General features: G+C 58.7%; 23 protein-coding genes and 1 riboswitch. Of the genes, 12 read left to right on the top strand and 11 right to left on the bottom strand.

What is annotated here, in order from left to right:
- Positions 1–51: 51 nt before the first annotated feature.
- From queF to miaB, 7 genes are all read right to left on the bottom strand, one after another.
- A complete protein-coding gene (queF, locus tag LA304_RS11830; RefSeq protein WP_224503364.1) occupies positions 52–516 on the bottom strand; it encodes a preQ(1) synthase in 465 nt (154 codons plus the stop codon).
- A 66-nt stretch (positions 517–582) separates the two neighbouring features.
- Entirely contained in the window at positions 583–1,764 is a 1,182-nt protein-coding gene (metK, locus tag LA304_RS11825; protein ID WP_224503363.1) for a methionine adenosyltransferase, read from the bottom strand.
- Between the two features lie 8 nt (positions 1,765–1,772).
- Positions 1,773–1,822: riboswitch (SAM-SAH riboswitch) on the bottom strand.
- 36 nt (positions 1,823–1,858) lie between these two features.
- The gene (gene lnt / locus LA304_RS11820) at positions 1,859–3,364 is read right to left on the bottom strand and encodes an apolipoprotein N-acyltransferase (protein WP_224503362.1); all 1,506 of its coding nucleotides are present in this window, start codon (positions 3,362–3,364) and stop codon (positions 1,859–1,861) included.
- A 2-nt stretch (positions 3,365–3,366) separates the two neighbouring features.
- Positions 3,367–4,302: a transporter associated domain-containing protein gene (locus tag LA304_RS11815; RefSeq protein WP_224503361.1), complete on the bottom strand. Its 936-nt coding sequence runs from the start codon at positions 4,300–4,302 to the stop codon at positions 3,367–3,369.
- A 38-nt stretch (positions 4,303–4,340) separates the two neighbouring features.
- Positions 4,341–4,829, bottom strand: a complete 489-nt coding sequence (ybeY, locus tag LA304_RS11810; protein WP_224503360.1) for an rRNA maturation RNase YbeY — start codon at positions 4,827–4,829, stop codon at positions 4,341–4,343.
- Between the two features lie 20 nt (positions 4,830–4,849).
- Positions 4,850–5,863, bottom strand: coding sequence for a PhoH family protein (locus LA304_RS11805; protein WP_224503359.1), 1,014 nt, complete (start codon positions 5,861–5,863; stop codon positions 4,850–4,852).
- A gap of 223 nt (positions 5,864–6,086) precedes the next feature.
- The gene (gene miaB, locus LA304_RS11800; protein ID WP_224503358.1) at positions 6,087–7,412 is read right to left on the bottom strand and encodes a tRNA (N6-isopentenyl adenosine(37)-C2)-methylthiotransferase MiaB; all 1,326 of its coding nucleotides are present in this window, start codon (positions 7,410–7,412) and stop codon (positions 6,087–6,089) included.
- A gap of 216 nt (positions 7,413–7,628) precedes the next feature.
- On the opposite strand from miaB, the gene LA304_RS11795 reads away from it, so the two are divergent.
- The 3 genes from LA304_RS11795 to LA304_RS11785 all read left to right on the top strand — a co-directional run bounded on the left by LA304_RS11795 (position 7,629) and on the right by LA304_RS11785 (position 9,660).
- Positions 7,629–8,495, top strand: coding sequence for a glycosyltransferase family 2 protein (locus tag LA304_RS11795; RefSeq protein ID WP_224503357.1), 867 nt, complete (start codon positions 7,629–7,631; stop codon positions 8,493–8,495).
- A 150-nt stretch (positions 8,496–8,645) separates the two neighbouring features.
- Positions 8,646–9,074 carry an FKBP-type peptidyl-prolyl cis-trans isomerase gene (locus LA304_RS11790; RefSeq protein ID WP_224503356.1) on the top strand — a complete coding sequence of 143 codons (429 nt, stop codon included), beginning with the start codon at positions 8,646–8,648 and terminating at the stop codon, positions 9,072–9,074.
- Positions 9,075–9,171: 97 nt separating this feature from the next.
- Positions 9,172–9,660, top strand: a complete 489-nt coding sequence (locus LA304_RS11785) for a hypothetical protein (RefSeq protein WP_224503355.1) — start codon at positions 9,172–9,174, stop codon at positions 9,658–9,660.
- 7 nt (positions 9,661–9,667) lie between these two features.
- Here the strand turns inward: LA304_RS11785 and LA304_RS11780 are convergent, their stop codons facing one another.
- The 3 genes from LA304_RS11780 to irrA form a co-directional block, all read right to left on the bottom strand.
- Positions 9,668–10,339, bottom strand: coding sequence for an FAD-binding oxidoreductase (locus tag LA304_RS11780; protein ID WP_224503354.1), 672 nt, complete (start codon positions 10,337–10,339; stop codon positions 9,668–9,670).
- Between the two features lie 58 nt (positions 10,340–10,397).
- A complete protein-coding gene (locus LA304_RS11775) occupies positions 10,398–11,006 on the bottom strand; it encodes a DNA-3-methyladenine glycosylase I (RefSeq protein ID WP_224503353.1) in 609 nt (202 codons plus the stop codon).
- An 84-nt stretch (positions 11,007–11,090) separates the two neighbouring features.
- Complete coding sequence (irrA, locus tag LA304_RS11770; RefSeq protein WP_224503352.1) at positions 11,091–11,525, bottom strand: iron response transcriptional regulator IrrA; 435 nt, start codon at positions 11,523–11,525, stop codon at positions 11,091–11,093.
- Positions 11,526–11,745: 220 nt separating this feature from the next.
- On the opposite strand from irrA, the gene fabA reads away from it, so the two are divergent.
- Genes fabA through LA304_RS11755 form a run of 3 tightly spaced genes read left to right on the top strand, consistent with a single transcriptional unit; the run spans position 11,746 to position 14,362 of the window.
- Positions 11,746–12,255, top strand: coding sequence for a bifunctional 3-hydroxydecanoyl-ACP dehydratase/trans-2-decenoyl-ACP isomerase (fabA, locus tag LA304_RS11765; protein ID WP_224503351.1), 510 nt, complete (start codon positions 11,746–11,748; stop codon positions 12,253–12,255).
- 46 nt (positions 12,256–12,301) lie between these two features.
- A complete protein-coding gene (gene fabB, locus LA304_RS11760) occupies positions 12,302–13,531 on the top strand; it encodes a beta-ketoacyl-ACP synthase I (RefSeq protein ID WP_224503350.1) in 1,230 nt (409 codons plus the stop codon).
- 42 nt (positions 13,532–13,573) lie between these two features.
- Positions 13,574–14,362 carry an enoyl-ACP reductase FabI gene (locus tag LA304_RS11755; RefSeq protein WP_224503349.1) on the top strand — a complete coding sequence of 263 codons (789 nt, stop codon included), beginning with the start codon at positions 13,574–13,576 and terminating at the stop codon, positions 14,360–14,362.
- A 68-nt stretch (positions 14,363–14,430) separates the two neighbouring features.
- On the opposite strand, the gene LA304_RS11750 is transcribed toward LA304_RS11755, so the two are convergent.
- The gene (locus LA304_RS11750) at positions 14,431–15,051 is read right to left on the bottom strand and encodes a hypothetical protein (RefSeq protein ID WP_224503348.1); all 621 of its coding nucleotides are present in this window, start codon (positions 15,049–15,051) and stop codon (positions 14,431–14,433) included.
- Between the two features lie 239 nt (positions 15,052–15,290).
- Between LA304_RS11750 and LA304_RS11745 the strand changes: the two genes are divergently transcribed.
- The 6 genes from LA304_RS11745 (at position 15,291) to LA304_RS11720 (ending at position 19,983) form a co-directional block, all read left to right on the top strand.
- A complete protein-coding gene (locus LA304_RS11745) occupies positions 15,291–16,070 on the top strand; it encodes a hypothetical protein (protein WP_224503347.1) in 780 nt (259 codons plus the stop codon).
- Between the two features lie 52 nt (positions 16,071–16,122).
- Complete coding sequence (locus tag LA304_RS11740) at positions 16,123–16,956, top strand: alpha/beta fold hydrolase (RefSeq protein ID WP_224503346.1); 834 nt, start codon at positions 16,123–16,125, stop codon at positions 16,954–16,956.
- Positions 16,953–17,738 (top strand): 3-oxoadipate enol-lactonase, encoded by a 786-nt coding sequence (gene pcaD, locus LA304_RS11735; RefSeq protein WP_224503345.1) that lies wholly within the window; start codon positions 16,953–16,955, stop codon positions 17,736–17,738. The genes LA304_RS11740 and pcaD overlap by 4 nt, the downstream gene beginning before the upstream one ends.
- Complete coding sequence (locus LA304_RS11730) at positions 17,731–18,441, top strand: alpha/beta fold hydrolase (protein ID WP_224503344.1); 711 nt, start codon at positions 17,731–17,733, stop codon at positions 18,439–18,441. Before pcaD ends, LA304_RS11730 begins: the two co-directional genes overlap by 8 nt.
- A gap of 60 nt (positions 18,442–18,501) precedes the next feature.
- Positions 18,502–19,719: a TCR/Tet family MFS transporter gene (locus tag LA304_RS11725; protein WP_224503343.1), complete on the top strand. Its 1,218-nt coding sequence runs from the start codon at positions 18,502–18,504 to the stop codon at positions 19,717–19,719.
- Positions 19,720–19,794: 75 nt separating this feature from the next.
- Positions 19,795–19,983 (top strand): hypothetical protein, encoded by a 189-nt coding sequence (locus LA304_RS11720; RefSeq protein WP_224503342.1) that lies wholly within the window; start codon positions 19,795–19,797, stop codon positions 19,981–19,983.
- The last annotated feature ends 4 nt before the right edge of the window (positions 19,984–19,987 follow it).

Raw genomic sequence — 19,987 nt, 5'->3', positions numbered from 1 at the left:
CCGCTTGCTATCGGCGGGGCTTGTGCCAAGTTTTTCCCATCAGAGCAAGGCTCAGCCGCGTCCGCGATAGGGTGGAACGCCCTGTTCAGGGATCCAGAGGTCTTTTGGCTCCGGTCCGGTCGCCCAGAATACGTCGATCGGGATGCCCCCGCGCGGATACCAATAGGCCCCGATGCGGAGCCATTCGGGCTCCAGAAGCTCGGCCAAACGTTTGCCAATATAGACCGAACAATCTTCGTGAAATGCGCCGTGATTGCGGAAGGAGCCGAGGAAGAGTTTGAGGGACTTGCTCTCGACCAGCCATTTCTTCGGGATGTAGTCGATCATCAGATAGCCGAAATCAGGCTGGCCGGTCATCGGGCAAAGCGATGTGAATTCCGGCGCAGTGAATCGAGCGACGTAGCGCTCTCCCTCATGCGTATGAGGCACCTTTTCGAGGATGGCTTCGTCCGGAGACGCAGGCAGTTCGGTCGCGCCGCCCAATTGGGTCAGACTGGAGGTATCGGTTTTCACCATGGCTGTGTTCCTCAAAGAGAAAGGGGCGGGAAAACCCGCCCCCGATTCCAGTTAGTCTATCACGTATCAGATCGCTTTTTTCAAAGCGTCCACGAGGTCCGTGCGCTCCCAGCTAAAGCCGCCGTCGGCCTCAGGAGCGCGCCCGAAATGACCGTAGGCAGCGGTGCGCTGGTAGATCGGCTTGTTCAGTTCGAGGTGCGTGCGGATGCCGCGCGGGGTCAGGTCCATGACCTGCGGGATGGCTGCCTCGATCAGCGCTTCGTCGACTTCGCCGGTGCCGTGGAAGTCCGCATAGATGGAGAGCGGAGCGGCGACACCGATGGCGTAAGAAAGCTGGATCGTGCATTTTTCTGCCATGCCAGAAGCCACGACGTTCTTCGCGAGATATCGTGCAGCGTAGGCAGCGGACCGGTCCACCTTGGTCGGATCCTTGCCGGAGAACGCGCCGCCACCATGCGGAGCTGCGCCACCGTAGGTGTCCACAATGATCTTCCGGCCCGTCAGACCCGCGTCGCCATCAGGACCACCGATCACGAACTTGCCGGTCGGGTTCACGTGCCAGATGGTGTTGGAGGTGAGCCAGCCGTCGGGCAGAACTTCCGAGATGTACGGTGCCACAACAGCACGCACATCATCGGACGTCATGTTTTCATCAAGGTGCTGGGTCGACAGAACGAGGGAGGACACTTCAACCGGTTTGCCATCCGCATAGCGCACGGAAAGCTGAGCCTTAGCATCCGGCCCGAGGGTCGGCTCCGTGCCGTTTTTACGCACTTCCGCCAGACGACGCAGGATTGCGTGGGAATACTGAATCGGCGCCGGCATCATTGCGTCGGTTTCGTTCGTTGCAAAGCCGAACATGATGCCTTGGTCGCCAGCGCCTTCGTCTTTGTTCGCGGCCGCATCTACGCCCTGCGCGATGTGGGCGGACTGCTCGTGGAGGTAGTTTTGGACCTCGAGCGTCTTCCAGTGGAATTTGTCTTGCTCGTAGCCGATGTCCCGAACACAGTCGCGCACGATTTGATCGACGCCCGCCATGTAATCTTGCAGCTTGCTCTCATCAGAGAGGCCGATCTCACCGCCGATGACCACACGATCTGTGGTCGCGAAGGTCTCACAGGCGACGCGCGCCTCGGGTTCCTCGGCGATCAGAGCATCGAGGACGGCATCAGAGATACGGTCGCAGACTTTATCGGGGTGTCCTTCGGAAACGGATTCCGAAGTGAAAACGTAATCTTTACGGGCCATAGGGGACGTGCTCCATTGATGATGTCGCCCACACGCCAGGAAGCCGTTGTGCGGGCCGTTGATCGATTTGCGATATAGCCCGCTCCCCTTGAGGTCAATCGCTATTTGACACCTTGCGCGCAAGTCGGGCGGGTATCAGGCCACTTATCGTCAAAACGCTTAACAAAAGAAGAACAGGCCATTCGCCCCATCGCACATAGGGCGTCACTTTGCCACTGCCGGGAAGCGCGGCCGTGAAGGCGCCGGACTGCCCGAGAGGGATCGCGTCGCGCACCTCTCCGTGCGCATCGATCACCGCCGAAATACCCGTGTTGGCGGCACGCACCATTGGCAGACCGGTCTCGATGCTCCTGAAACGAGACTGGACAAGCGACTGTTGCGGGCCGGAAAAATTTCCGAACCACGCATCATTCGTCATTTGCAAGAGCCAGTCGGGCCGCGTTTCGACCCTTAGATCGCGCGGAAAGATCGCCTCATAGCAAATGAGCGGAAGCGCCTTTCCCAATTCACCAAGATCGAAGAGGACTGGTCCGGGACCGGCGGAATAGCCATATCCCTCTTTCGCCGTAAACGCGCGAAGGCCGAGCCGATCGAGCAATCCGGGCATCGGCATGTATTCCCCGAAGGGCACGAGGTGGTGTTTATCGTAAACTTGCGTCACGCCGCCGTCGGGATCGAGAACCACTGCGCTATTGAAACCACGCACCCCGTCAAACCGGTTCAATCCCGCAATCACCTGCGCTGGAGACGCCTGAGCCGCCATCTCGCGCAGCATCGGACCGGCGGCATAGAGTAGCGCCGCGACCGAGGTTTCTGGCCAGACCACGAGATCAGCCCCCTCTGGCGGCGTCAGTGACAAGGCTCGGTCATAGAACACCGGAATATACTCAGGATTCCATTTCTGATGCTGCGGCGCGTTGGGCTGCACGACCCGAATTTGGTTGGGCGTATCCTCTGGTAGCGGCTGCGCTTGTTGCATGAGGCCTGCCCCGACGGCCAGCACAACGGCACCAGCACTCGCCACAGAGAGAACGACTGACTTTTGGGAAAGCGCGGCCGCCACAAGTCCCGCCACGGCGAAACTGAGCGCGGTCAATCCATAGGGGCCGATAAGGGCCGAAACGTGCGCAATCGGCGTGTCGATCCAGATGTAACCCGGCATCGCCCACGGGAAACCTGTGAACACATGCCCGCGAAGAAGCTCGGCAGCGCCCCACAATCCGGCGAGACCCGCGACGCCCATCCGCAAGCGTTTCGCGACGAAGAACGCGAGCATCCAGAAAAGTGCCAAACCGCCCGCCATAAAGAACAGCGCAAATGGGATCATCCACGCATGCCTCCATGGGTCCACAAGGAACGGATTCACGATCCAGCTCAGCGACACGAGGAACGTCGCCGTCCCGATCAGCCATCCTGTGGAAGCCGCGCCGCGCGCCGTCGCTGCGTTGATCCATAGGAGCACAGCACCAACAAGGCCCGCGAATGCGACCGGCCAAAGTCCAAACGGTGCTTGGCCGAGCGCAATCGCGATACCGGCGATAGCCGCGAGCAGGTTCGAGCGCGTCAGGACGCTCCCGAGACGCACGCGCGGCAACCGCATGATTACGCGTCGGCCTTTGCGGTGACGGCGTGCGGGAGACGAACACGGATACGTTTGATCCGACGCGGGTCGGCGTCGACGATCTCGAACTGCGCACCCGACGGGTGCTCAATCACTTCGCCACGCGCCGGCACGCGGCCGGTCATGAGAAAGACGAGACCACCGAGCGTGTCGATCTCCTCATCATCCTCTTCGTCCGCAAGTCGCATACCGATGGCCGTCTCGAATTCATCGAGTGGGGCCTTCGCCTGAGCGACCAGAATGCCGGGTGCTGTCTGGGTCCAGAACAGATCTTCTTCGATATCGTGTTCGTCCTCAATCTCGCCAATCACCTGCTCGACACAGTCTTCGAGAGTTACGAGACCGTCGACACCGCCGTATTCGTCGATCACCAGCGCCATATGCATCCGTTCGCTCTGCATCTTTTGCAGCAGAACACCGATAGGCATCGACGGCGGCGCGTAGATCAGCGGGCGCAGCATTTTCTTGAGATTGAACCGCTCGCCTTTGCCGTTGAAGCCATGCTCCAGCGCAAAGTCTTTGAGGTGCACCAATCCGACAGGGGAATCCATCGTGCCCTTGTAAACAGGGAGACGGGTCATGCCGCTTTCGCGGAATACCTGAACGAGGTCCTCTTTCTTGATGTCGGTCGGAACGGCGACGATCTCTGCCTTCGGAATGGCGACATCTTCGACACGCATCCGGCGCAGGTTGACCATACCCGGACGCACCGGTGCAGGAGGATCAACAATCGTTGGTCCGGAAGGCCCTGTGGGCTCATTCGACGATTCGGGGGTGTTCGAGAAAGACGAAAACAAACGGGAGAACCATCCGCCGGAATTTCTTCCATTGTGGTTCTCGTGACTTTCTCCACTCTTGGTCGGGTCAGACGGCGCGCTCTGCGCTGCCGTAGAAGACCCAGGCTCGGTATCGCCCATGCGTCCTTTCCAAAATTACCCGGCTCTCGGCCGTTCGCCTAATATGGGTCTTTGATACCCATAGTTGCAAGTATTTCGACCTCGGTGGACTCCATTATTTCCGCATCGGCATCTGTAATGTGGTCATACCCCAACAGATGAAGAATCCCGTGCACCATCAGATGGGTCACATGCTCGGCAAAAGGCTTGTCTTGCTCCTCGGCCTCGCGGGCGCAGGTTTCATAGGCAATCGCGATATCACCGAGCTCAATGGTCCCGTCGAAATCCGGCTCAGGCGCCTCGGGTCGCGCGCCCGGGTTCGCGCGTTCGTCTGCGGGCCATGAGAGGACATTCGTCGCAGAGTCTTTCTCACGAAAGTCTGCGTTGAGAACTTTGATCCGCGCATCGTCACATGCGAGAACCGATCCCTCACAAAGTTCGGGATCAATTCCGAGATGCGCCAAAGTGGCAGAGACCGCTGCATCAGACAGGGCTTCTAGCCCCGCCTCTTCCCAGCGAGCATTCTCAATCAAAACTTCAATGGACATACGCCCTCCGATTTCGGCGCTTATTGCGCTTCGTCGGCCTCATACGCTTCGATGATCGCGGCGACAAGCGGGTGGCGCACGACGTCTTTCGAAGAGAAGTAGTTGAGCGAGATATTCGGCAAACCTGCGAGAATGCGCTCTGCATCCCGCAGACCGGATTGCACACCACGCGGCAGGTCGACCTGAGAGCGGTCCCCGGTGATGACCATGCGGGAGCCTTCACCAAGACGGGTCAGGAACATTTTCATCTGCATGGTTGTCGCGTTCTGCGCCTCATCGAGGACAACAAACGCACGACTCAGGGTGCGGCCACGCATAAAGGCCAGCGGCGCGATCTCGATCGTTTTCTCTTCGCGCATCTTTTGCACCTGCTTTGCAGGCAGGAAATCATTCAGCGCGTCGTAGAGCGGCTGCATATAGGGATCGACTTTCTCGTCCTGTGTGCCCGGCAAAAAGCCGAGACGCTCGCCCGCTTCGACGGCAGGGCGCGAGAGGATAATCCGGTCCACATGACCGTTGATCAGCATGTTCACACCGACAGCGACCGCGAGGTAGGTTTTACCCGTACCAGCCGGACCGATGCCGAAGGCCAGTTCATGTTTGAACAGGTTGGTGACGTATTCTTTCTGAGCGGCTGTGCGCGGCTCCACGAGCTTTTTGCGGGTCTTGATTTCGACCTCGCCGCCGCGGAACATTTCCATCTGATCACCGGGCAAGCCATGCTCGGCCTGCTGGACATGGCCCATACGGATCACGCCGTCGATATCGCCAGGTTCGATCTCGCGACCGGCTTCGAGTTTTCCGTAGAGTTCCTGTAGCACGGCGGCAGCACGGCCGCGGCTTTCCCCCGTCCCCATCACCGATAGCATGTTGCCTCGTCGGACGATCTGGACTTCCAATTTATGTTCGATTTGAGCGAGGTTTCGGTCGAATTCTCCGCACAGGTCTATGAGCAGCCTGTTGTCATTGAATTCAAGAAGCGTTTCGTGGACAGCGTCCTTCGATTTCGGGGGGGTCAACGCGCTCAGGCCCAATAAATATCTCCGACTCTGGATGTCTCCGTAGTCTGATGGTGCCAAGGGATTGCGGTTCTGGCAAGCACAGACACTAAATCTTCGCATTTAGCGCGCAATAAACCGCTCTTTTTTATAGCGAGACGCCCAATTAATGCGCGCCGAAATGATGCTCTCTCGAGAGATGCGAACAGACTTCGCCCCTCTGATGACCTAGAATCAGCCCGCAACCCGGCCTCAAAAATCAGCCGAGACGCACACCCGCGAGCGAGTTGGGGCCGCTTTCAACGATCTTCACGCGGGCAATCTCGCCAACAGCGATCTCATCCGTGACGTGAACGGCATGGAGATACTCCGACTTGCCCACCATCTGACCCGGCAGACGCCCTTTGCGCTCGAAGAGAACGGAGACTTCGCGACCCACCATCGAATCCTGGAACGCGCGCTGCTGCTCGGTGATCAGCTCCTGCAAACGGTAGAGCCGCTCGGACGCGACATCGGGATCGACCATCTTGTCATCCTTCTCCGCCGCCGGCGTGCCCGGACGCGGCGAGTATTTGAAGGAGAACGCGGAGCCATAACCAACTTCGCGCACGAGGCTCATGGTGTCTTCGAAATCCTGATCCGTCTCACCGGGGAAGCCGACGATAAAGTCGCCCGACATGGCAATGTCAGGACGTGCTTCGCGAATACGTTCGATCAGGCGCAGGTATTCTTCGGCGGTGTGCTTGCGGTTCATCGCCTTCAGGATTTTGTCGGACCCCGACTGAACTGGCAAATGAAGATACGGCATCAGTTTTTCGCAATCGCCATGCGCGGCGATGAGATCGTCTTCCATGTCGTTCGGATGGCTCGTCGTGAAACGAATGCGCTCCAGCCCGTCGACTTTAGCCAACTCGCGAACGAGCTGCGCAAGCCCCCAAGTGCCGCCATCTGCCGCGCCGTGATAGGCGTTCACGTTCTGACCGAGCAAAGTGATCTCGCGCACGCCACGCTCCACCAGATCACGGGCTTCTGTCAGCACACGATCCACCGGACGCGACACTTCGGCACCGCGGGTATAGGGCACAACGCAGAAGGCGCAGAATTTGTCACAACCTTCCTGAACTGTCAGGAACGCAGACGGTGCGCGCTTGGCTTTCGGGCGAGACTTCAGTTTCTCGAATTTATCCTCTTCGGGGAAATCGGTATCGAGCGCCTTTTCACCATGCCCCGCCTTTGCCTCCAACTCCGGCAAGCGGTGGTAAGACTGCGGCCCCACAACGAGATCGACGAGCGGCTGACGCTTCATGATCTCTTCGCCCTCGGCCTGCGCAACGCAGCCAGCCACACCGATTTTCAGATCAGGTTTGGCGATCTTGAGATCCTTGTAGCGTCCGAGCTCCGAATAGACCTTTTCCGCCGCCTTCTCCCGGATGTGGCAGGTGTTCAGAAGGATCATGTCCGCCTCTTCCGGCGACGACACTTCGGAATACCCAGACCCGCCCAGCGCCTCGGCCATGCGTTCACTGTCGTAGACGTTCATCTGACAGCCATAGGTCTTGATAAAGAGCTTCTTGGTCTCGGACATGGTCTCGGGTCCACATATGTTGGGGAATTGCCGCGCTTCCTACAGGAACAGACGGGACAGGGCAAACGGCTTTTCAAGCGCGCTCTTGCCACGCATCACGTTCGATGTTGCCTATGAAGCCACACCCTGCCAGTTTCCACGCCAACTGCTTGCAATCATTATCGCGACATGGCCTTTTGGTCGGATTAGCGTCAGCAGCCTTCACAAGGGACCCGCATGCGTTACGACAGCATCGACACGTTTCTCATCGACGGCAGACAGGTTCTCGCAAAGGGGCCAATTGCGCTGATCTTTGCCGAAGACCTGATCGAGGTCGAGTCGACGCTCCGCCATCACCTGTCCCTTGGCTTCAAACAGGTCATTCTTTTCGCGCCGGATGAAGTCACGCTCCCCGAAGAGCTTGAAGAAGACATCCACCGCATCCGTTACGCGACGCGCGAAGCCGGGATGATGAGCCGCGCAGTCAATCAACTGATTGCCGCCGCGCCGAAGGTTTGGTTCTACTACTGCTACAACGCCGAGTATCTGTTCTTTCCATTCTGCGAGACGCGAACGATCACGGATATGCTCACCTTCCACACGGAGGAGCGACGCGACGCGATGCTCACCTATGTGATCGACCTCTACGCATCCGATCTCGGCCAATACCCGAATGCCGTCTCCCCCGATTGCGCGCACCTCGACCGCTCCGGATATTACGCGCTTGGCCGTTGGTCGGAGGCAGAAGGCCAAGTCAAAGATCGCCAACTCGATTTCCACGGCGGTTTGCGCTGGCGGTTCGAAGAACACATCCCCTTCACCCGCCGCCGCATTGACCGGATCGCGCTCTTCAAGGCGAAGAAGGGGCTCGCAATTTCCGAAGAGCATCTCTTCAACGACGAGGAATACAACACCTATGCCTGCCCGTGGCACCACAACCTGACCGCCGCCATCGTATCCTTCCGGACCGCCAAGGCGCTCAAATCCAACGCAGGCTCGACCTTTGATATCGACACATTCATGTGGCACAACTCCGTACGCTTTGACTGGAACAGCCAACAGTTGCTCGATCTCGGACTGATGGAGCCTGGGCAGTGGTTTTAGGTCGCGCAAAGCACCTCGACTGACGAATTTCTCCACGAATTCGGCATGGGGGTTTACAACAGAGGCACAGACCCTATCCTCTCGCGCAATCTTCATTGGGCACCCGTTCATATCGGCCCCGAAATTCACCCCGAAAAGTTAGGACGTTTTATGACCGAAGTTAAATCGGGCGACAAAGTTCGTATTCATTACACCGGCACTCTGGCCGATGGCACCGTGTTCGACAGCTCCGAAGGCCGTGACCCGCTCGAATTCACCGTCGGCTCCGGCCAGATCATCCCGGGCATGGACAAGCACCTGCCAGGCATGACCGTGGGCGAAAAGAAAACCATCGTCGCCGTTGCTGACGAGGCCTATGGCCAGCGTCACCCCGACGCCCAGCAGGCCGTCCCGCGTGCGCAGATTCCGGCCGAGATTCCGCTCGAAGTTGGTCTGCAGCTTCAGATGCAATCCCCGCAGGGCCAAGTGATCCCTGTGACTGTGGTCGAGATCACCGAAGAAGAAGTCACCCTCGACGCCAACCACCGTTTGGCCGGTGAGGACCTCACCTTCGCTATCGAGCTGGTTGAGATCGTCTGATCCGAGTATTTCGGCCAAGAAGAAGACAGGGCGGTGCGCGCGATAGGCGGGCCGCCTTTTTTGTTGATCAGGCAGAAGATTGGGATCAAATGGCGCCATGCCTGATGAGTTTGCGCCAGATTGTTCGAATTGCGCCGCGCTTTGCTGCGTGACGCTGGCGTTCGACAAAGGGGAAAGCTTCGGCCACGACAAACCTGCGGGCCTTCCCTGTCACAATCTCTCAGATGATTTTCGTTGCCGGATTCATGCGGACCTCGCCCGTGAGGGGTATCACGGGTGCATCGCCTTTGACTGCCTCGGCGCGGGGCAGCGGGTCACTGCGCTTTTTTCTCAGAACTGGCGCGAGCGACCCGAGGCATTGACCGAGATGATGGATGCCTTTCGCCAGATGCGGGCGGTTCAGTCGTTACGTCAGATGCTTGAGGCCGCAGTGACTCTGCCCCTCCCGCCGCTGGTTGAAGCGGAGCGGCGAGAGATGGCAGAGCGGCTTGCAGGCGCGGTTGACGACCTAGCTTTGTTAGAAGCCTTCAGGCCGGAGCCGATCCGAAAATGGATCAAGGGGCTCGCGCAATACGCGTCGCCCTAGGCAGTCCTTAGTCGAATTGCTCGATAATGATTTGGTCCTCGGGCACGCCCATGTCTTTCAGGTGGCCGACGATGTCTTCGATCATCTTATCAGGGCCGCAGACATACACCGGTCCAGCCGCTGGATCGCAGTGTTCCTCAAGGAAGGCGCGGTCGATCAGATCGGTTTCGACGCCTGCGTCTTCTTGATCAGTCACGGTGAAAACCGTTTCAAGACCTGTCATTGCCTCGAGCTCCTCACGGCAGATGATGTCCTCCTCGGTTTTGTTCGAGAAGATGAGCTTGGACCCCTCGAGCGTACCTTTGCGCTCCAAGCGTGCATTCAGGATCGCGAGGAATGGCGTGATGCCCGCGCCGCCCGCGATGAACGTACCGGCACCCTCATCGTGGATCGCACCCCATGGCTCGGAGATTTCGACCATCTCGCCTTTGCGCAGGGTCGGGATTTCTTTCGTAACGCCGTCGTGGTCGGGGTAGCTCTTGATCACGAATTCCAGCGTATCGTCCGTCATTGCCACAGGTGTGAACGGTCGTGCTTCGTCGCGTAAGCCCTCACGCAACAAGGTCATGTCAACGGCCTGACCGGGGGTGATTTCGAAACTCTCCGGACGGGTGAAGACCAGATGGTGGGTGTCGTGGGTAACGGGGTCATTCTTTTCAAGCGTGAGCCGGATGCTCATGGCAGATTCTCCTTTCCTTTTGGGGAGAGAACGCAGAGCCACCGGTATCTGTTCCGGATCAGCGCGGTGGCACGAACCCAACTCGCGCATTTTCAACGGCTTCTCTGGAGGCGCAGTCAGGATGGTGATCGTTCACGAGGCCCATCGCCTGCATGAATGCATAGCACGTCGTCGGACCGACGAATTTCCAGCCGCGTTTCTTGAGGTCTTTCGAAAGGCGTTTCGAGGTTTCTGTCTGTGTGGGGATATCGAGTCCGCTGTCCGGATCGCGCGGCGGTTCATAAGACCAGAAGTAGGCCGCGAGGGATCCGAACTCCTGCTCCATCTCGATTGCGCGAGCCGCGTTGTTGATCACGGCCACGATCTTGCCCCGATGCCGGACAATGCCTGCGTCTTCTAAAAGGCGCTCGACATCGGCGTCACCGAAGTCCGCAATCTGATGGTAATCGAACTGGGCGAAGACCTCTCGGAAACGAGGACGTTTTTGAAGGATGGTCCACCACGACAGGCCCGACTGGAAACCTTCGAGCGAGATTTTCTCGAAAAGGCGTCGATCATCGGAGACCGGAAAGCCCCACTCCTCATCGTGATACCGGATGTATTCCGGATCACGCGCGCACCAAGCACAGCGGCGAATCCCGTCTTCGTTTTCAAAGAGATCGGCCATTCTCTCGCGCTCCATCGATCTGGGGATTTAGTGAGTGCGGCGCACAAAAAAGGGCGGCAACCGCCGCCCGTCTTTCGACCTGACTTAGTGCTTCGCTTTTGGGCGGAGCCGGATCACGACGTCAAAGGATGCGATTTCCATACCCTCGGGCGCCTCGGGAAGTTGCTCGATCTTGAGCTGCTCGGAGGGCGCATCCGTGAGTTCACCCGACTTTTCCCAGAAGAAATGCGGGTGCTCGTCCATGTTTGTATCGAAGTAGCTGCGCGAGCCATCAACGGTGACTTCCTGAATGAGGCCAGCCTCACAGAAAGCGCGCAAAGTGTTGTAAACGGTTGCAAGAGATACCTTTTCACCCGCGCCTTGGGCGGCCTCAAAGAGGCTTTCCGCCGTCACATGACGGTCAAGGCCGTCCCCGACAAGAAGGGTCGCCAAGCAAAGACGCTGACGCGTCGGGCGCACGCCTGCCTTCGCAAGCCAAGCTTCGCTGCGGCGGATTTCGATATCTGCGAATTGGGTCATGGGAGTCCATTTCCTACGTTTACCGAAGGAATATAGAAAAAAACCGCACCCGATTTCAATCGGGAATGCCAAATCGTGCCTCCGCGGGCGGTTAAAGATGGCTTGAAGAGCGATTGACACCGCCGTGTCACACAACTGTCTTGCGCCTTGCGTGTGCGGGGGGCTGGGTGATAGAGGGGGTGCGAATTTCAAAAGATTACTGAGGGAGGCACTGGGAGCCATGGCCGACTATCCGACAAGTTTCACCAAGGAAGACCTGCTCAAATGCGCGGCAGGTGAGCTGTTTGGTCCGGGCAACGCCCAGCTTCCGGCCCCGCCGATGCTCATGATGGACCGCATCACCGAGGTCTCCGCAGATGGCGGCGCCCACGGCAAAGGTCACATCATTGCCGAGTTCGACATCACGCCCGAGCTGTGGTTCTTTGAATGTCACTTCCCGGGCAACCCGATCATGCCCGGCTGCCTCGGCCTCGATGGCCTGTGGCAGCTCACCGGTTTCAACCTCGGCTGGCGCGGCTGGCAGGGGCGCGGCTATGCGCTTGGCGTCGGCGAAGTGAAACTCACCGGCATGGTCCGCCCGGATCGCAAAATGCTGACCTACAAGATCGACTTCACCAAAGCGATACAGACTCGCCGCCTGACCATGGGTGTTGCGGACGGCATCGTGGAAGCTGACGGTGAAGTGATCTACCAAGTCAAAGACATGAAAGTCGCACTGTCCGAGAGCTGATCTCGGACCTGCGCCACATCGAAACACCAAAGGGAAGGAACACGCCATGCGTCGCGTCGTCGTCACTGGTCTTGGGGTTGTCTCCTCGATCGGCACCAATGCGGACGAAGTTCTGGCTTCGTTGAAATCCGGCAAGTCCGGCATCACCGCCAATGAAGACATGAAGGAATACGGGTTCCGCTCCCAGATTGCGGGCGCCGTGGATATCGACATCAAAGAGCATGTCGACAAACGTGCCCTTCGCTTCATGGGTCCGGGCGCAGCATACGCCTATATCGCGATGAACCAGGCGATTGCGGATTCTGGCCTCGAAGAGAGCGACGTGATCAACCCGCGCACCGGTCTCATCGCTGGCTCCGGCGGTCCGTCCACCTCCGCGATGTTCACGGCACACCAATCCGTGCTCAAGACCATGTCCACCAAACGCGTCGGTCCGTTCGCCGTGCCGAAATGCATGGGCTCCACGATCTCCGCGAACCTCGCGACGGCCTATCAGATCAAGGGTATCAACTACTCCATCACCTCGGCTTGCTCGACCTCCCTGCACTGCATCGGCTCTGCCGCAGAGCAAATCATGCTCGGCAAACAGGACGTGATGTTCGCAGGTGGCGGCGAAGAACTCGACTGGACCCTGTCTTGCCTGTTCGACGCTATGGGCGCGATGTCTTCCAAGTATAACGACACACCGGAGAAAGCCTCCCGTGCGTTCGATGCGAACCGCGACGGTTTCGTGATCTCCGGCGGCGGCGCGATCCTCGTGCTCGAAGAGTTGGAACACGCGAAAGCACGTGGTGCGAAAATCTACGCCGAAGTGACCGGCTTTGCCGCGACCTCTGACGGTGCAGACATGGTGGCCCCGTCCGGTGAAGGCGGCGAACGCGCCATGCGTCTCGCCCTCTCCACCCTGCCCGAAGGCCGCAAGGTTGACTACATCAACGCACACGGCACCTCGACGCCGGTTGGTGACGTTGGCGAGGTTGAAGCCGTCCGCCGCGTCTTCGGCGAAGGCAACACGCCGGTGATTTCCTCCACGAAATCCATGACCGGCCACTCCCAAGGTGCCACCGGCGCCCAAGAAGCCGTCTACTGCCTCCTCGCGCTCGAGCATGATTTCATCATCCCGTCGATCAACGTCGAAACCCTCGACCCTGCGATCAACGAGGCCGAAATCGCCACGAAACTCGTGGAAAACGCGGGCCTCGACACGGTGATGACCAACTCCTTTGGCTTTGGCGGCACAAACGGGTCTATGCTTCTCTCCAAGTACCGCGGCTAAGTCGCGGTACGGGTCCTGTCTCTAGAATACGGAAACCAAGGAATGGCTGATCTTCTCAAAGGCAAACGCGGGCTCGTGATGGGTGTCGCCAATGAACGATCCATCGCATGGGGCATTGCAAAAGCCTGTGCAGACGAGGGTGCCGAGCTGGCCTTCACCTATCAGGGCGAAGCGTTTGGCAAACGGTTGGAGCCGCTCGCAGCGTCTGTTGGCTCTGACACGATGGTCGATGTCGATGTGACCAATCCGGAACAGATGGACGAGGCCTTTGGCGCGCTCAAAGAGAAATGGGGCAAGCTCGATTTCGTCGTCCACGCCATTGCCTACTCAGACAAGTCCGAACTGACCGGCCGTTTCCGTGATACCACAGAGGCGAACTTCAAAAATTCGCTGCACATCTCCTGCTTTAGCTTCATCGACGTCGCGAAACGCGCGTCGGAGCTGATGACCGATGGCGGCACCCTGATGACGCTGACGTTCGAAGGCTCCAACAAGGTCGTTCCGAACTACAACGTGATGGGCGTGGCAAAGGCGGCTCTGGAATCCTCCGTGCGCTACCTCGCCAACGACCTCGGTCCCGAGGGCATCCGCGTGAACGCGATCTCGCCCGGCCCGATGAAGACCCTCGCAGGCTCCGCAATCGGCGGCGCACGTCGCACCTACAAACACGCCGAGACCAACGCCCCGCTGCAATCCAACGCAACGCTCGAAGCTGTTGGCGCGACGGCAGTTTACCTTGCATCCGATGGCGGCGCCTTCACGACAGGTGAGATCATCCGCGTCGATGGTGGCTATCACATCATGGGCATGCCCCGGATCGAGAATATCTGAGGCATCCGAAAATTAACGGTAAAAACCCCGCTCCGGCGGGGTTTTTCTATGGCATTTTCATCTACCGCTCAGTGACAGCCGCCCGGCCCACAACTCTCACAGCTTTCACAGGCGCGAGCGCGGCCCTTCATCTCGATGAACTTCTCATCCCAGCTTTCACCATCCCCGAACTCCAGAAAATTCTGATACTGCTCATGCCGATCCGGTAGATTTCGGGCGTGTTTGATCGGGCACCAGTAATATTCCGTGCGCCCCGCGACCTCGCGCACATAGGCGACGACGCCATTGCAGTAGCCGCAATAGACGCAGTTTAGCTTCTGCATAAAATTGAGATAGGTGAGCTTGTGCCGGTCGACGGCAATGTATTTCCGGCGTTGGACCTTCGGCAGCTTGTAGACCGGAAAACAGATCGCCTGGTAGATCGTGACAAAGATGTCCATCAGGGCAAACGGGATAATCAGGCTATAGATCACCGGTGCCGTCACGATTTCCCAAGGGCGTGCGCGGCGCAGAAAGACGGACCAGCGCACCTTGAGTTCCCGCCCCCTCCGGCGTGCTTCTTCCTCAAAGACAACGCGCCCGTTGGTGAGTCGATATTGGAACCGCTCCCGCGCAGCCTGAGCATCTTTCTCAAGCTGGACCTGCAACTCCCGCAGGCTTTCGCGCAACTTCTCAACAGTGGAATTCATGAGCCTCTCCAAACACCATTGTGCACCTGACACCAAGGTAGAGGTGGTTTCGATTTTGTCACCTAATTCCAAATCGCCGAGAATCTGTCGCGGCAATCGGATGACGCTTTCTTTCGCATAAAGGATGAAACTATTGAGACAGACCGTCGCAGAGCGAACTGTTCCGGCGATTTTCACACTTCTGCCGCATTTGGCTCGCCAACTGTCTGCAGTTTTTTCGAGTTTTGGTGTGTTGTGCCATGAGTTTTATCCTCCTGCCGATTTTGATCGGCCTTCTTGCTTTGCCCCTCGTCATGGGACCGCTTGCACGCAGCGGGAAAGTCACACGCGTTGACCTCACTGGGAGCGGCTTCCTGACCGCCTTGTGTGCGACAATCGCGATATCGAGCCTCGCATCGCCGATTTTTGGCATCGGGTTCATTCTCGCGGTTCTGATTCACGAAGCAGGACTGGCGCTGGCGTGCCGAAGCATTGGGCATGACCTGTCGCGAATGCGGATTTCTACAATTTCCAACACGTCAGGCCCGGAGTCTCAAAAAGACTTCGACCATGCACTCGAAGATTGCTTTGCTGCGCTTTACGGGCCGGTTCTGGCCGTTGTGCCAACACTTCTTGCACTCGGTCTCTTTCACGTTTTGTCACCGGTTTCCCCCGTGCTTTCGGACCATCTCGGCAAGCTCGCAATCACGCTGGCCGCGTTTAACTTTCTGATGCTGATGCCGTTCCGCCCGCTCGGCGGAGGGCGCATTGCACAGGCCGTCTCAAACGCCTTTGGCCCGCAATCTGCCGTATTCATCACGCTCTTTATGGTCGCGGCTTTTGCCTCCGCCGCGTTGCGCGAACAGTCGATCGCGATGAGTATCCTCACCGCGGCGGCGCTTCAAAGCTTGTTCCACAGCAAACGCGAAAATCAGATGGCGCTCTCACAGGATCAAACCCTCATCGTCATGTCCTGTTATGCGATTACGCTAACGGTGTATTTCATGGCGGGATTCTGGTGCCTAACGCGGCTGATCTAGGGCTTTCTTCTCCTTCTGCGCCGTGACACTCTGCGCAAAAGGAGGATCGCTCTTGGATTATTTTACGACGAAAGACGGGCTCAAACTGGCCTACGACTCGCAGGGCACGGGAACGCCCGTCCTGTGCCTCGCCGGTCTGACCCGAAACATGGATGATTTTGAGCCAGTGGTCACACATTTCGCCGACCGCGTGCGCGTCATCCGGCTCGATACGCGCGGACGCGGTGCGTCGGATTACGACCCGAATTTCCTGAATTATACCATTCCGCAGGAGGGAGCAGACGCGCTCGAACTTCTCGACCATCTCGGGCTTGAGAAAGCCGCGATCCTCGGAACCTCGCGTGGCGGTCTCATCGCGATGACTTTGGCGCTACTTGCGAAGGACAGGTTGTCAGGGGCACTCCTGAATGACATCGGCCCCGAAATTGATGCCTCCGGTCTGTCAAATATCATGGACTATCTGGGCCGCCCCTCGGTCTTCAAGAGCTTTGCAGACGCCGCGGACCGGCTGCCCCGAGCGCTCGGAGCTCAGTTCCCGAACCTCTCTCGTGAAGAATGGATCACCTACGCCCGACGCATCTGGAACGAAGGGCCGACGCGGCTTGAATTGCGCTATGACCCCAAACTTCGCGATGCCATTGAAGCCCAGAGCGTGACGGGCGAAGTGCCCGATCTCTGGCCCCTCTTCGATGCTTTGGAGGGCCTTCCGCTTGCGCTTCTTCGTGGCGAGAACTCGGACCTTCTCACCCGTGAAACCATGCAGGAAATGCAGCGCCGTCGTCCCGACATGATCACGGCCGAGGTCAAAGATCGCGGGCATGTTCCGTTTTTGGACGAGCCGGAGAGCCTAGATGTGATTTCCCGCTTCATCGAGGCGCTGGAATGAAATTGGACCTCGGGGACATCGCGCTCAATGTCGAAGTGAGTGGACCGGAGACGGGGCGCCCCGTCCTCTTCGCTCATGCGTTGGGCACCGATCTTCACCTTTGGGATGACGTCCTCCCCCACCTGCCTGAAGACCTGCGCCTGATCCGCTATGATCTTCGCGGACATGGCGAAACTGACGCACCGGATGGCCCCTATTCCATGGGCACACTGGTGCGGGATGCGGAGCGCTTGCTCGACGCGCTCGACGCCAAAGACGCGGTGTTTGTCGGCATTTCCCTCGGGGGCCTGATTGCACAGGGCCTCGCGGTCAAAAGGCTCGATCAAGTCCGCGCGCTCGTGCTCTCGAACACGGCGGCCAAGATCGGCACGCGGAGCGTTTGGGAAAAGCGGATGGCAGAGATTGAGGCGAACGGTCTCCCTGCCATCGTCGCCCCAACTCTCGAACGTTGGTTTGCGCCGAGGTTTCGCAAAACCGACGCAGCAAAGCATTGGGGAGCGCGGGTCGCGGCGACGCCGCTCCAAGGCTATCTCGGCTGTGCCGCCGCTATTGCAGGCACCGATTTCTACACGCCAAGCTCCGGTTTGCGCCTGTCCTGCCTCGGGATCGCGGGGGGCTACGATGGATCAACACCGCCCGATCTCGTGCGCGAAACCATCGACGTGATTCCCGGTTCGCGGTTTGAACTGATGCGACGCTCCGGGCACCTGCCGCCCGTGGATGATCCAGTGGGCTACGCCGCCCTGATCAGCACCTTCCTCACTGATATTGGCCATGCCTGACATCTTGCTCGTCCCCGGCTCCTGCCACGGCGCATGGTGTTGGCGCGACCTGATCCCTGCGCTTGCGGAACAGGGACACATCGCACGCGCTATCAACCTGCCGCTCTCCGGGGAGGACGGTTCCGAGGTCACACTCGACGATTATGCAGACTCGATCCTCACGGACATTGAGAACCATGGCGGGCACCCCGTCGTCCTGCTCGGGCATTCCGCAGGTGGCTACGCCATTACCGCCGCCGCGGAGCGGAGCCCCGAAAAGGTCGCCGCGCTGTTTTACCTCTGCGCCTATGTGCCGGAAGACGGAAAAAGCCTCGCGGACCTGCGCCGCGCGGCCGCCGAGCAGCCGGTTCTGGAACTGATCGAACGCGCAGAGACGCCTAGCGCTTTCCGTTTCAAATCCGACAGAGGCGTCGAAGCCCTGTGTCACGATTGCCCGGAAGAGGTTTCCGCGTTCGTGCGCGCCAACCTCGGACCGCAACCCATCGCACCACAAGAAACCCCTTTAACCATCACAGACGCGAGCCTTCGCATCCTGCGCCATTACATCCTCTGCACCAAAGATCGCGTGATCCCGCCTGCCGAACAAAGGCGCATGTCCGCATCCTTCTCCAAAGAGCAGGTGATGGCCCTCGAGACAGGGCACGCGCCCTATTTCGCGGCGCCAGAAACAGTCGCCGCGATGATCAGCACGGCACTGGCATAAGAATGATGGACGGAGGGCGCCCCCTGCGCCACAAAGGACAGGCTTTGCTTTAGGGTTCTCATGTCGCGCCACCTGCCCCTCTTTTTCATTATTGCCACCGTTCTCATAGACGCGATCGGAATTGGTCTTATCTTTCCCGTCCTGCCATCCCTGATCCGCGAGGTAACGGGAAAAGGGATCGCCGATGCAGCGATCTGGGGCGGTGTACTCGCGACAGGATTTGCGGCCATGCAGTTCCTGTTCGGACCGATTGTCGGAAATATGTCGGACCGCTACGGACGCAAGCCGATCCTGCTCTCCGCGCTATTTCTCATGATGATCGATTACATGTTCATGGCAGTCGCTCACACAATCTGGCTCTTGCTCGCAGGGCGCTTGATTGCCGGCCTTACCGCCGCGACCCCCTCGACCGCGGCAGCCTATATCGCGGACATTTCCGACCTAGAGGATCGAGAGCGCAATTTCGGATACTTACACGCAGCTTTTGGCGTTGGCTTCGCCATGGGCCCCGTCATCGGCGGATTGCTCGCGACGTTTGATACGCGCGCGCCGTTTTACGCCGCCGCCGCCTTCGCTGGCTTAAACATGGTGTTCGGCCTGATCGTCATGCCCGAAAGCCTCCGCGTGGAAAAGCGGCGTCCCTTCTCGCTCCGCCGCGCGAATCCGTTTTCGTCATTCAAAGCCATCGGAAGCCTTAAGGGCCTCGCGGGGTTACTGGCGGTTTTTGGCCTCTATCAGCTGGCCTATTTCGTCTATCCGGCGGTGTGGGCCTTTTATGCGGAGGCCCGCTTTGGCTTTGACACCGCAACAATCGGCCTGACCCTCTTCATCTTCGGCGCGACGATGGCCCTCACACAGGCGCTTCTCGTCGGGCCAGTCGTCAAACGCTTTGGCCCCTATCTCGTCGCCATGGGCGGCATCGCTCTCGATATTATAGTCTTTCTCGGATTGGGACTGACAAAGTCCGTAGCAATGATCTGGATTCTCTCTGTTTTGTCCGGTCTCTCGGCCATTTCGACCCCTGCGCTACAAGGGATGATGAGCCGCGCGACACCCGACAATCAGCAGGGCGAATTGCACGGGATCACGAGCTCGATTGCCGCACTCGCCACAATCATGAGCCCGCTTCTGATGACAAAAACCTTTGCATACTTCTCTGCTCCTGACGCGCCGATTTTCCTGCCGGGGGCGCCATTCCTGCTCTCGACCGGCTTTGTGCTGATCGGGGGCGTTGTGCTCTGGCAATGGCATCGAAATCATGGAACACAGGGCCCCTAAGACGCCGGTTTGATCTGGCCCCCGGACAAAATCTTCGAGACCTGTTATGTTAATCATCCAATTGGAGGAGGAATCATGACACGCCACATCACAGACAAACCGCATAGCTCATCCGGCAACGGGCGCCTGACCCACTACACCGAAGTCGAGAAAAGCCAAAAACGCTCTGCGACTTGGGACAAAGTGGAGCGCGCTCCGAAGGAACACGATGACACCTCGCGCGTGAAGCAATTCCTCCGTGTCGAGCGTGGCATCGAGACCTGAGAGC

Source organism: Celeribacter litoreus (assembly GCF_020165855.1).
Lineage (GTDB): Bacteria > Pseudomonadota > Alphaproteobacteria > Rhodobacterales > Rhodobacteraceae > Celeribacter > Celeribacter litoreus.
Note: the sequence above shows the minus strand (reverse complement) of the source record. Positions and strands in the feature narration are given on the sequence as shown.

Excerpts from the sequence above, each read along its gene's own strand:
- queF (WP_224503364.1), bottom strand. The coding sequence starts at position 516 with ATGGTGAAAACCGATACCTCCAGTCTGACCCAATTGGGCGGCGCGACC.
- metK (WP_224503363.1), bottom strand. The coding sequence starts at position 1,764 with ATGGCCCGTAAAGATTACGTTTTCACTTCGGAATCCGTTTCCGAAGGA.
- lnt (WP_224503362.1), bottom strand. The coding sequence starts at position 3,364 with ATGCGGTTGCCGCGCGTGCGTCTCGGGAGCGTCCTGACGCGCTCGAAC.
- LA304_RS11815 (WP_224503361.1), bottom strand. The coding sequence starts at position 4,302 with ATGGGCGATACCGAGCCTGGGTCTTCTACGGCAGCGCAGAGCGCGCCG.
- ybeY (WP_224503360.1), bottom strand. The coding sequence starts at position 4,829 with ATGTCCATTGAAGTTTTGATTGAGAATGCTCGCTGGGAAGAGGCGGGG.
- miaB (WP_224503358.1), bottom strand. The coding sequence starts at position 7,412 with ATGTCCGAGACCAAGAAGCTCTTTATCAAGACCTATGGCTGTCAGATG.
- LA304_RS11795 (WP_224503357.1), top strand. The coding sequence starts at position 7,629 with ATGCGTTACGACAGCATCGACACGTTTCTCATCGACGGCAGACAGGTT.
- LA304_RS11790 (WP_224503356.1), top strand. The coding sequence starts at position 8,646 with ATGACCGAAGTTAAATCGGGCGACAAAGTTCGTATTCATTACACCGGC.
- LA304_RS11785 (WP_224503355.1), top strand. The coding sequence starts at position 9,172 with ATGCCTGATGAGTTTGCGCCAGATTGTTCGAATTGCGCCGCGCTTTGC.
- LA304_RS11780 (WP_224503354.1), bottom strand. The coding sequence starts at position 10,339 with ATGAGCATCCGGCTCACGCTTGAAAAGAATGACCCCGTTACCCACGAC.
- LA304_RS11775 (WP_224503353.1), bottom strand. The coding sequence starts at position 11,006 with ATGGCCGATCTCTTTGAAAACGAAGACGGGATTCGCCGCTGTGCTTGG.
- irrA (WP_224503352.1), bottom strand. The coding sequence starts at position 11,525 with ATGACCCAATTCGCAGATATCGAAATCCGCCGCAGCGAAGCTTGGCTT.
- fabA (WP_224503351.1), top strand. The coding sequence starts at position 11,746 with ATGGCCGACTATCCGACAAGTTTCACCAAGGAAGACCTGCTCAAATGC.
- fabB (WP_224503350.1), top strand. The coding sequence starts at position 12,302 with ATGCGTCGCGTCGTCGTCACTGGTCTTGGGGTTGTCTCCTCGATCGGC.
- LA304_RS11755 (WP_224503349.1), top strand. The coding sequence starts at position 13,574 with ATGGCTGATCTTCTCAAAGGCAAACGCGGGCTCGTGATGGGTGTCGCC.
- LA304_RS11750 (WP_224503348.1), bottom strand. The coding sequence starts at position 15,051 with ATGAATTCCACTGTTGAGAAGTTGCGCGAAAGCCTGCGGGAGTTGCAG.
- LA304_RS11745 (WP_224503347.1), top strand. The coding sequence starts at position 15,291 with ATGAGTTTTATCCTCCTGCCGATTTTGATCGGCCTTCTTGCTTTGCCC.
- pcaD (WP_224503345.1), top strand. The coding sequence starts at position 16,953 with ATGAAATTGGACCTCGGGGACATCGCGCTCAATGTCGAAGTGAGTGGA.
- LA304_RS11730 (WP_224503344.1), top strand. The coding sequence starts at position 17,731 with ATGCCTGACATCTTGCTCGTCCCCGGCTCCTGCCACGGCGCATGGTGT.
- LA304_RS11725 (WP_224503343.1), top strand. The coding sequence starts at position 18,502 with ATGTCGCGCCACCTGCCCCTCTTTTTCATTATTGCCACCGTTCTCATA.
- LA304_RS11720 (WP_224503342.1), top strand. The coding sequence starts at position 19,795 with ATGACACGCCACATCACAGACAAACCGCATAGCTCATCCGGCAACGGG.